This window comes from Deltaproteobacteria bacterium (genome assembly GCA_019308905.1).
Taxonomy (GTDB): Bacteria; Desulfobacterota; BSN033; order WVXP01; family WVXP01; genus JAFDHF01.
The window spans coordinates 1-9901 of sequence record JAFDHF010000100.1 but is presented as its reverse complement, the minus strand read 5'-3'; the positions used below and the strand labels follow the sequence as shown (position 1 = coordinate 9901).

The following is a 9901-nucleotide window of genomic DNA, read 5'->3' as shown; positions in this document are numbered from 1 at the left end:
TCTTGAGCGAAGCGAAGGAATGACACAACAGTCGCGTAGTCTCGGTTGGACTAAGTGAAGATAGATGGTGAATCAGGGGGGTCGGTTGACTTGACGATCCTAAAGAAGGGGGCAAGTCTCGTTTTGACCTTAATGGGCAGAGGCCAAACCCTCAAACCGCCACCTAACTCCACATGATACTGGAAGCTCTGATTCCACAGTCTTGTGCGCGGCCAACCGGCAGGCCATAGAGGTCATACCTGGGTTCAATGGTCCGGCCAAGGCCCGAGGGCGGACCGGCTACCAACTGGCAGGAGTAGAGAAGCCCCCTGGACACTCGGGAAGTTGCTTGAGAACCTACGTCCCCCTTGTTTCCTTGTCTCCCCCCTGAGTTGGCAAAGTGGCGCTGGATTTTGGGGTTCCAGTTGACTTGTCGGTCCTATGTGTTATTCTCTGACTTGAGACGGCACGGGAGGAAGCTGGAAGACATGAACGAGTTATACGAGGAAAATCCCAGCAATGTCAGGGATGCAGAGATCGTCGTCGGCATTCCTTCTTACAACAAACCCAAGGGAATCACCCTCCCTACGGAGAAAGCGGATGAAGGGCTGGTTGAGTTCTTCCCGAACCGGAAGTCCGTGATTCTGAACTGCGCCAGTCATTCAGACGATGGGACCAAGGAAGCCTTCCTGGGAGTGAGAACCGAGGTTCCCAAGATCTATCTTGCCACCGGTGAGGCTGTCACCGGGAAGGGCAACAGCCTCCGAAATCTCTTCCGAAAGGCAGTTGAACTCAAGGCGAGGGCTGTTCTCGTCGTGGATGCCGATCCTTCGAGCATCACGCCGCGATGGATAAAGAACCTGGGAGACCCACTTTTTCGGAACTTCGGCTTCGTCTCTCCCCTCTATCTCCACCACAGGTTCGAGGAGACCTTCACCAACAACATCGCATATCCCCTTGTCCGGACCCTTTACGGGAGACGAGTGAGACAGCCCCTTGGAGGTGACGTGGGATTTTCCGGGGAGCTCGCTCGCCTGTATCTCGAGAACAGACCCTGGGACGAGCGGATCTCTCACATGGGCATAGATATCTGGATGATCACTCTGGCCATCACCCATGGGGTTCCCATCTGCCAGTCATTCATGGGCCGGCCCAAAGAACAGAAACCAAAGGATCCAGCCGCCGATCTCGGGCCCACCTTCGATGAGGTGGTGGGGACCATTTTTACCATGATGGGCCACTACGAGGCGAAATGGCGTTCCATCAAGTGGAGTAAACCCACGGCCATATTCGGTTTCGGGCAGGGCCAGATGGAGACTATCCCGGACGTGCAGGTCGACAAGAAGAGCCTTTACACCCGATTCACTCGAGGAGCGGAAATGATGATCGACCGGTGGAAGACGATTCTGGCTCCAGAGGTCTTTTCCAAACTGACGGAGGTTGCAGAGATCGGAGAAGAGCGTTTCGATTTTCCCACAGAGCTCTGGGCCAAGATACTTTTCGACTATGCTGTAGCCTTCCGGAGAGGCGGCCGGGAGGCCGACTCTCTCTTCGACTCCTTGCTCCCCCTTTACTACGGAAGGGCTCTCAGCGATGTCAACAAGGTGGAGGTGATGTCCACCCAACAGGCCGAGGAGTATGTCGAGGATCAGTGTCTCGTCTTTGAAGAGGCGAAGCCCTATCTCCTGCGGCGTTGGGATGAACGCTGAAGAATAAACAGTCAGAATGAGGAGTCCCCTATGGCTAAAGTCTTGATCGTAGACGACGAGGAGTCCATCAGGCTTCTCTACTCGGAGGAATTGACAGGCGACGGGTACGAGGTGGCTCTGGCCGAAGACGGCCACCAGCTTGTTGAGAGGATCGAAAAGGAGAAACCCGACGTGGTGATCCTTGATATCAAGATGGCTGAATACAATGGTCTGGATCTCTTGCAGACCATAAGAGAGAGGTTCTACGATTTGCCGGTGATTCTCTGTTCTGCTTACAGCATGTTCAAGGGTGACCTCAAGTCCATTGCCGCTGATTACTATGTGGTAAAATCGTCTGATCTGTCCGAACTGAAGAGGAAGATAAACCAGGCCCTGGAGGCAAAGGCCGAATCGTGAGAATCCTCGCCAGGTTGATTGCGCTTTACTTCAAAGATTTCCTTCCATGAACGCTTGGCACCGCCTGTCAAAGGCATGGATCAGCCCGGAAGTGCTCACCGGGCTCCACCCGAAGACGGCTTTCCAGACCTCATGGGTCTCCATGCAGAGATACACGAAGAGGGACGGGTCTTTGTCGCGGAGCCACGAAAGCATTCTCTTGAACATCTGAACGCGGATGGTCTCCAGATACCGCAGCTTCCCATCCTTTCCGGGAAACAGCTCGCCCAGAAGAATCCGGCTCTCGGGAAAGCGATCCTGAACGAGCGGTTTCAGGGATGGGGGAAATCTGAGTGCCCCCATACTCACCCAGATCACTCTCCGCGGATCCACGAAGCGGAAGGTCTCCTCGACCAAGTCGCGGTAATCCCTCTCCCATGAGTCCTTGAATATCATCGGGTCGAAGTGGAGCCCGATCGGATAGCCGGCCTGTTGACACTTCTGTGCGCCTTTGAGCCGTTGAATCAGGGAAGGAGCGCCGTGTTCCTCGGCGTCTATGATCGACTGGGGATTCAAAGACCAGGAGACCACGGTATGCCCGCCATGGTTCAGGCTCAGCAGGTGGTCCACCCTGTCGCTTTTGGTTTTCAGTTCCAGGATGCTGTCCCTGCGGCGGGCAAACCACTGAACCAGCTCCTCCGAGAAGCCCGTCAGGTGGTCGAGGGCCAGGCTGTCGGAGATCTCTCCCGGGCCGACTCTCAGAAAGCCCGCCCCGCCCCGGTTCCTCCCTCTCTCCAGTTCATCGATCAGATCCGCGAGATTGGTGAAAATCGTGATCACCGGGTTGTTCAGGTATACCTGGAGAACACAGTAGGAGCAATCCATGGGGCAGTTGGATGCGAGGTCGATAGTCCGGTAGCCACAGCAGATGTGCCGGCGTGTCCCGGGGCACCTGGCCACCATGCTCCCCCGGTGGGCCGACAGAAAGAGCATCCTCTTGCCCCGGCTCAGAGGATCACCCCCCATGGATCTCACTCTCCGGAGGAGCTGGCCGGTTCCTTCCACGATTTCAACGGGCACGCCCTCGAGTCTCCTCAGGATCGAAAGGGCCCGTGCATCGCCTGCAACGGCCCTGTCAAGGAAGACCCGTTCCATGGGTGTCACCCCCATAGCCCTTGATGGCGAGAAGGCTGTTGATGCTCTCTTCGGGCAGGTCCCGGAGTTCTGACAGAGCGGCCCTGTACTCCTCCAGGGTCTCGAAGCCGATTTCGATCCTGAATCGATTGCCTTCGAAAAACGGAGGGGGCTTCAGGAGGATTTTCGGTGAGAGTCTCATTCTCTTCCTGGCGGACCTAAACGTCTCCTCAAGAGCCGAAAGCCTTGGATACCGCTTCTCTCTCAGAACTCTTCTGATCGCCTCGATCCTCTGGGGCCCGGACAGACGGCCGTCAGAGAGGAGGCGCCTCATCTCCTCCCCTGAAATGACCTCGTCGACCCGGACTCCGTCTCGGCGGCTGATCTCCCACATAAAGGTGAGAATCTCTCTCAAGACATTCTCACCGAGTCTCAGGGGGGCAAGAAAGCCGGCCAGGGACTCCTGCTCCTCCCCGGTGAACCTCCCCAGGAGGCTGACCGTAGCGAGGCTCGCCCCGTGGCTCAGCAGATACCTCTTCAGGGGCGTGGGAAAACCGTTTAGCAGAAGGAACCCGCTCAGAATCTTTTCGCTTGGTTCAAGACCGAGCAGGGGCATGGCGGTTCGAATCACTTCCTTCCGGCTCAACCTGAAGTGATCCAGGAGTTTTCCCAGAACCAGCCCCTTCTCCACGGGGTTGAGGCCCCGGGCGGTAACATTCGAATGGAGGCTCATCCAGAAGGCCCGCATGTCTTCGAGTTGCTCACCCTTCCAGATGAGAGCCGGAACCCTCTCTTCTCGCAAGGAAAGGGCCGTATCGAAACGCCTGAAGCCGCCGACGATTTGAAATCGGCCGCCCTTCTCCCTCAGCCACAGGGGCTCCAGGATCCCAACCCTCTTGACCGATTCCCTCAACCGGCTGAGATCGGGCTCAAAACTCATGGAAAAGAGTTCGTCCGACCGATCGACATCTTCAAGACAGATCCTTTCAAACAGCGGGGTCAACCCTCTCCTCCCCTCTTTTCCTGCCCGCCGGATCCGCCCCGGCCGCGGCCACCTGCCTGCTCCACCCTGCTTTCTCGCCACTCCCCGGCCAATACCCTATATCTCATCGCCTCCTCGATCCTCCCACGCTTCAGAAAGCCCCTCGCAAGAATCAGGCACTTCTTCTCCAGCATCTCAACGGCGGCCTGCCTCTCCGAAGGGAGGAGACGGTTCCCGGCGAGCTGTTTGCTCAGGGCCAGCACACGGTATCTATCATTTCCCCACGACCGGTTTGAGAGCTGGTCAGCATGCCCTCCCCGTTTCACGATCAGAGGAATGTCGAGGAAAAAGATCGGATACCGCGAAGCGATCCGGAGCCAGAGGTCGTAATCCTCACAAACCGGAAGATCCTCATCGAACCCGCCGACAACATCGAGGACCTCCCGCCGCATCATGACCGACGAGGGACTGATGATGCACAGGGGGAGGCACCGGTCGAAGATCCATCCAGAGTACTTGGCATGGACCCGTCCAGGGTTGACACGCCTTCCCCTCCGAATCCATATCTCATCGGTGTAACAGACTGGATAGTGGGGGTTTGCATCGAGGAAGTCCACCTGAGCCTCGAGCTTCCCCCTGAGCCAGAGATCGTCCGAATCGAGAAAACAGATGTACCTGCCCCTGGAGCATTGGATACCCACATTCCTGGCCCTGCTTACCCCGGAGTTCTCCTGTCTCACCCAGCGGACCTTCCCCTTCCACCTCCGTAACACAAAAGGAGTGGGGTCGGTGGAACCATCATCGACCACTATCAATTCGAAGTCTCGAAAGGTCTGGTTGAGAACCGACTCGACAGCCTCACAGAGAAAGAAGGCGCGGTTATAGGTGGGAATGATGACAGAGACTCTGGGCATGAGCTTCCGTCCGACCCGGGGACCCGGCCTGCAAGAAACCGGGCAGCACTTCCGGGGAATTCCGGGAAACCGCAATCCCTATTGAGGCCAACCGATGGTCCACTTTACTGCTATGCGGCACGGCGGGTACGTTTTTTCAGGCGGCTGATCCTACGGCGGTAAATCCTGGCCATCTTCCTGTCCTTTTTCTGGATGGCCTCGGCCCTTTTGGCTTTGGTCTCCTGGATCCTGGCCTTGAGGTCCGCTACACTCACGGCCGCCTTCTTTTTCTTCTCTCTCCTGCCCGCCTTTTCGGTCGTGATTCCCCAGGCTTTTTGAATGGCAGCCAGGAGTTCTTCTTTCTTCATGGCATGGACGCCCGAGATTTCGGGAATCCCCAGGGCAACCTCCCGGAGCTCCTTTGCCGTCATTTTCTCCAGCGGTTTCTTCAATTCGGCGGGCCCGGCAGCAGGGGCGGCAGCCTCCTCCTCCGGTAAGCCCTCTTCCTCTCCTCCGGTTTCTTCACTCTCGACCGACGGAGCAGACTCGGCTGCAGTTTCCCCTTCCCTTCCAGATTCTTCTCCGGCGGCTTCCTGCTCTGAGCCGGCGTCTGCCTGATCTGCTGTCTCCTCCTTGCCGGCCGCTTCCTCCCTCTTCTTCTCTTCCTCAGCCATCGTTTCTCCTCCCTGTTGACTTCTCTCGGCAGTCACCCGTTATTATTACCAGAAATGCGGGCCTTTGCAAAGGCCCAGGGCGCAGGGCCCAACCGCGGACTCGCGGAATTCCAGAGGCCTCGCGACTCACCGGAAACACCGCGCCTCCAAGGGATCGCGCAGCTTTGAACGGACAAACGCCTTGACATCAACAGGGCGGCTGTTATAATCTATTTGGCATCCGGGCGGGTAGCTCAGTCGGGAGAGCGTCGGCCTTACAAGCCGAAGGTCACAGGTTCAATCCCTGTTCCGCCTACCAGTGTAAAGCAACGTTTCGCGTTGAACGCAGAATCCGGGGGGCGTAGTTCAGTTGGTTAGAACGCCGGCCTGTCACGCCGGAGGTCGCGAGTTCGAGTCTCGTCGCTCCCGCCAATAATTTCAAGGGGTTGGAGAAATGCTTCCGACCCCCTTTTCTTCTCTTCGTGTAAATTTCGTGTAAAATCACCTTCAAGAAGTCCGACCGCCGATTCCAAATCACGGTTGAGATCACCGATATAAGCGTCGGTGGTCTATATCCTGCTGTGCCTCAAGAACCTCTGAATCGTCTTGGTGCTCTGCTTGTGCCTGTCCGCCAAAGAGGAAGCGCAGTACCGTCGGAGCGCGTGGAGGCCGAAGGGCGGATCTATCCCGGCCGCCTCACACAGCCTTCTCATCCAGCCTCCCCGTTCCACATATCTCCCCCCGTAATTCGGGCTCTGCGGGTTCAGGCACGGGAACACCCAGAGAATTGGGGACGCCTATGATTTTATGCTTTACTTCTTGTCAATTTCCATCCCCCGATGGACATATACCAGGAATAACGAGAATAGATCCTGCCGGTGCTATCCATCACATCGTCATCCGTCATCCCTAATCATGTTCATTGGCTCTGTCCTGGGTCGTGACAAGGATCCCCAGACTGTCAAAGCCCGAAGTCTGCTTTGCCACCGGGCCAATCGTGAACTGGGAATGAGCACGGCTGAGCTGTCACGTCGCATGAGGATTTCCTGTCAGCGGTGAATAGGGCATCGTTGGAGGGGTGAGAAAATTGCTGTTCAAACTAACTTCCGTCTATGAAAGATCGCCAATAAGGTTTTGCATAAAATCATAGGCGTCCCCTAATGTGAAGTAGCGCCTGTGTTTCCAGATACTTGTCGTCTTCGCCTGGCCATCAACCCGTCCCTCCCAGAATTCGTTCCAAGACCGCAATCAATGGTGGCAGGTCGGCCGTTACCGTGTCGTACAGCATTTCGTAGTCGATCACGTCGTATCCGTGAATCAGTCGGTTGCGCATGCCGATGATTTGAGACCAAGCAACGTCTCTATGTTTTTCCTGGGTTGTTTTTGAAACACGATTGGCCGCTTCACCGATAATCTCGATCAACCGGGTCAAAGCCAACTGCATGACGCGATTTTCCGCTAGGTTCTCTCGTCCCATATCACCCAGTAACTCCACTGCCTCTCGGGCATGATCGAGCATATCCTTTAGGCTTACAACATCATCACGCACGCTCATACTGCACCTCCGCTGCTCCCAGCACTTCATCCCGGAACTGCGGATTCAGGCCCTTGACCGTGTGCATCTCGACTCGGCGTCCCAGTAGTCGCCCCAACTCTATTTCTATCCCTGCCAGTGTGATCAAACCCACACGCGCATCCGGATCGAACTCCACCAGCACGTCCACGTCACTGTTCGGACCAAAATCGTCCCTCAGTACCGAGCCGAAGAACGCCAGCTTGCGAATACGGTGTCGGCGACAAAACTCCTCCAACTTCTCTCTCGAAACACTGATCCTCATTTTACGCCTCCACCGGTGCGAACATGCGGGCCTTGAACACAGGCTCCAGGGCCTTGGCGTTCGGGATGAACGAATCGCCGTTGACGAAGATCTCGTCCGCGCCCTCGGTCAGTTTTTGCTCGGCCACGAACTTTTTGTCCCGCTCCAGGTCTTCCTTTGTCCAGCCCTCGGTCTCGCGCCAGATGACTACCACCTGCCGGTGGTCGATCCGGCCGCGATAAACCAGGTATCGCCTTCCGTCGTCGTCATGGATCTGCCGCGTTTGCACATGGAGTCCCAGCAGGTAGTTGAAGGTCTCGGGGACGTCCGCGATCTTCTCGCGCGTCTGGCCGCCTGTCTGCGCCGTGCCTTGCGCGGCAGGCAGGTCGGCGTGGATGTGTAGCTTGTAACTGAACGGCTGGGCCAGCTTTTCCACGTTCAGCAGCGTCTCGCTGTGCTTGGTCTCCCACTTGAGCATGTACCTGAGCAGGTAGTCCGCGAACTTCAGCGCCTGCATTGTGAACCCACCGATCTTTTCCGAAATTCGGTATGGAATCAGCCATGCTCTCTCTGCCTTGACCTGTCGATCCATGACGCACGCCAGGGCAAAAGCGTGCGGACGATTGTCCAAGTCATTCAGCAAGGCATCAGCCTGTGGTTCCTTAGTGAAGGCAACCGGCTGCTTCGGCGCATCGAACAATATCTGCCCGTGTTCAACCAGCCTCTCGCGTATCGATTTCTCGTTCATTCGTACGGCTACCGTTGAAAATGAGCTGACACAAAAGCCGCCAAAGTCCTTGAATTCACGAAAAATCGGCTCGGCTTTTTTTGTCATGCCATATTATAGACGCTGCTACTCCTCAAATACTCCATATTGTGGCGGAGCGTTACCTTTCCTATCAATCAATTTTGGAAACCCGTTTTCTTCCGGCTTCATTTCTCGAATTTTTTCTACAGTGACTTTATGAACCAGTTGATCCCCATAATCAAACAGATACCAAAATGTAAAATTCTTTGGTAGATCTAAATCACGTAATTCTGTTTGAGCAGCAGACTTAGATTGCTTCCCATAAGTTGAATCAATATGTTCACCAAGAGGATTTGCTGAATACTCGTTGTCCCTATCAAATAAATTTCCAGCAAGATAGAAGGAGAACATATGATCATTATCCCATCCAAATAAATTTTGAATACTCATATGAAGATCGTATAAAGTTTGTTTGTCTTTAATTTCAATAACTCTCGAAATCTCTTCTTCAATCTCATCTAATCCCATTCGAATTAAATCTATTTTCATTTGATAAATCAATGGCGGTTTTGAGAGAATTGTGAACACTTCTTCATATGTTTCTGCGATAGACGCTGCTCTTATTATTTCAGCATTCTTAACTGGGTTAAGATAACAACACTTCTTGTATTTTTTCCCGCTACCACATGGGCATTTATCATTACGGTTTATCTTTATCATCCTGCTTAAATCTTTCTATTTTTGATTAGGCATAACATGTATTAGGTCGAGATGGAGACATGTGATATCATACTATTCATTGATTGAAAGTATTCCCCTATGCAGTATAGTACAATATGCCTCACCTCCATGTTGGCTCATAAAACCGGCACGGGGCTCGCATTCTCCTTGCCAAGGCCCTTACCATCTATTCTAGTCCGCGGCTCCAGCAAGTCAAGTTTTTTTGGTGGGTGAGGCAACGTCCGAATGCTTGTTTAGCTTGGTAGGAGTGAGCTCAGGCGTTAGTGAACGTGGGTCGGGTATCGGGGAGAAGACAATTCAGGCTGGCGTTCGCCTCCTTGAATAGCCAGAGGTTTACCATTGTCACTTCAGAACCGGTCCTGATTCCTGATTGCTTTCATCGCAACCCGCAAGGAACCCTCCATCACGACCTCAACCGTCTTGAAACGTTCCCCGCATTTTGAGCAAACCCTCCTCCGGATCCTGTAGCCCCGGCTCACCACTCGGGTGTTCGTCACCTTCTTGCTCGCGTATACATTCCCACACCTTGGGCATTTCACCTGAGACCACCTCCTCTACCCACGGTGCCGAAGCACCCACACGCAGTCCCAACCACGCGGCTCGACAATCGCCCTGGTCAGTTCGCGATCGACAACAAGACGAGCCTTAGCGAACCTCTCCTCATACCACGCCTTGGGCCTCAGTTCGGCTCGGCCCCAGGTGCCGTTTCTCACGACCTCGCGGCTCTCGTGGTCCGAACATACGATCGCGCATACGAGGTACCCGCCGTCTGCGAGGGACACACTCAACGCCCTGATCGCCCTGCCTGCGTCTGCCGGGTCCAGGTACCCGAGCACCCTGTCGCAGAGAATCCTGTCCCACCGTTTTGAC

12 protein-coding genes, 2 tRNA genes and 1 pseudogene are annotated in these 9901 nt (G+C 55.0%); 4 read left to right on the top strand and 11 right to left on the bottom strand.

The window, feature by feature from the left end:
- Positions 1-467 precede the first annotated feature (467 nt).
- Positions 468-1688, top strand: coding sequence for a glycosyltransferase (locus JRJ26_19555; GenBank protein ID MBW2059688.1), 1221 nt, complete (start codon positions 468-470; stop codon positions 1686-1688).
- A 30-nt stretch (positions 1689-1718) separates the two neighbouring features.
- Positions 1719-2084, top strand: a complete 366-nt coding sequence (locus tag JRJ26_19550) for a response regulator (protein ID MBW2059687.1) — start codon at positions 1719-1721, stop codon at positions 2082-2084.
- Positions 2085-2114: 30 nt separating this feature from the next.
- Here the strand turns inward: JRJ26_19550 and JRJ26_19545 are convergent, their stop codons facing one another.
- From JRJ26_19545 to JRJ26_19530, 4 genes are all read right to left on the bottom strand, one after another.
- Complete coding sequence (locus JRJ26_19545) at positions 2115-3218, bottom strand: hypothetical protein (protein MBW2059686.1); 1104 nt, start codon at positions 3216-3218, stop codon at positions 2115-2117.
- The gene (locus JRJ26_19540; protein MBW2059685.1) at positions 3199-4200 is read right to left on the bottom strand and encodes a ParB N-terminal domain-containing protein; all 1002 of its coding nucleotides are present in this window, start codon (positions 4198-4200) and stop codon (positions 3199-3201) included. Before JRJ26_19540 ends, JRJ26_19545 begins: the two co-directional genes overlap by 20 nt.
- Complete coding sequence (locus JRJ26_19535; protein ID MBW2059684.1) at positions 4197-5093, bottom strand: glycosyltransferase; 897 nt, start codon at positions 5091-5093, stop codon at positions 4197-4199. Before JRJ26_19535 ends, JRJ26_19540 begins: the two co-directional genes overlap by 4 nt.
- Positions 5094-5203: 110 nt before the next feature.
- Positions 5204-5503 (bottom strand): transcription termination factor Rho, encoded by a 300-nt coding sequence (locus tag JRJ26_19530; GenBank protein MBW2059683.1) that lies wholly within the window; start codon positions 5501-5503, stop codon positions 5204-5206.
- Between the two features lie 465 nt (positions 5504-5968).
- Between JRJ26_19530 and JRJ26_19525 the strand changes: the two genes are divergently transcribed.
- Together JRJ26_19525 and JRJ26_19520 are read left to right on the top strand one after the other, a co-directional pair.
- Positions 5969-6044: transfer RNA gene (locus JRJ26_19525), tRNA-Val, on the top strand.
- A 36-nt stretch (positions 6045-6080) separates the two neighbouring features.
- Positions 6081-6157, top strand: a tRNA-Asp gene (locus JRJ26_19520).
- Positions 6158-6294: 137 nt separating this feature from the next.
- On the opposite strand, the gene JRJ26_19515 is transcribed toward JRJ26_19520, so the two are convergent.
- From JRJ26_19515 to JRJ26_19485, 7 genes and pseudogenes are all read right to left on the bottom strand, one after another.
- Complete coding sequence (locus JRJ26_19515; protein MBW2059682.1) at positions 6295-6438, bottom strand: hypothetical protein; 144 nt, start codon at positions 6436-6438, stop codon at positions 6295-6297.
- A 497-nt stretch (positions 6439-6935) separates the two neighbouring features.
- The gene (locus tag JRJ26_19510) at positions 6936-7280 is read right to left on the bottom strand and encodes a DUF86 domain-containing protein (GenBank protein MBW2059681.1); all 345 of its coding nucleotides are present in this window, start codon (positions 7278-7280) and stop codon (positions 6936-6938) included.
- Positions 7267-7563, bottom strand: a complete 297-nt coding sequence (locus JRJ26_19505; GenBank protein MBW2059680.1) for a nucleotidyltransferase domain-containing protein — start codon at positions 7561-7563, stop codon at positions 7267-7269. The genes JRJ26_19510 and JRJ26_19505 overlap by 14 nt, the downstream gene beginning before the upstream one ends.
- A gap of 1 nt (position 7564) precedes the next feature.
- Positions 7565-8050: pseudogene (locus JRJ26_19500) on the bottom strand (site-specific DNA-methyltransferase).
- Between the two features lie 345 nt (positions 8051-8395).
- Positions 8396-9010, bottom strand: coding sequence for an SEC-C domain-containing protein (locus JRJ26_19495; GenBank protein ID MBW2059679.1), 615 nt, complete (start codon positions 9008-9010; stop codon positions 8396-8398).
- Positions 9011-9378: 368 nt separating this feature from the next.
- Positions 9379-9570: a hypothetical protein gene (locus JRJ26_19490; protein MBW2059678.1), complete on the bottom strand. Its 192-nt coding sequence runs from the start codon at positions 9568-9570 to the stop codon at positions 9379-9381.
- A 15-nt stretch (positions 9571-9585) separates the two neighbouring features.
- Positions 9586-9901, bottom strand: a 316-nt coding sequence (locus JRJ26_19485; GenBank protein MBW2059677.1) for a hypothetical protein, incomplete at its 5' end; no start/stop codon positions are given.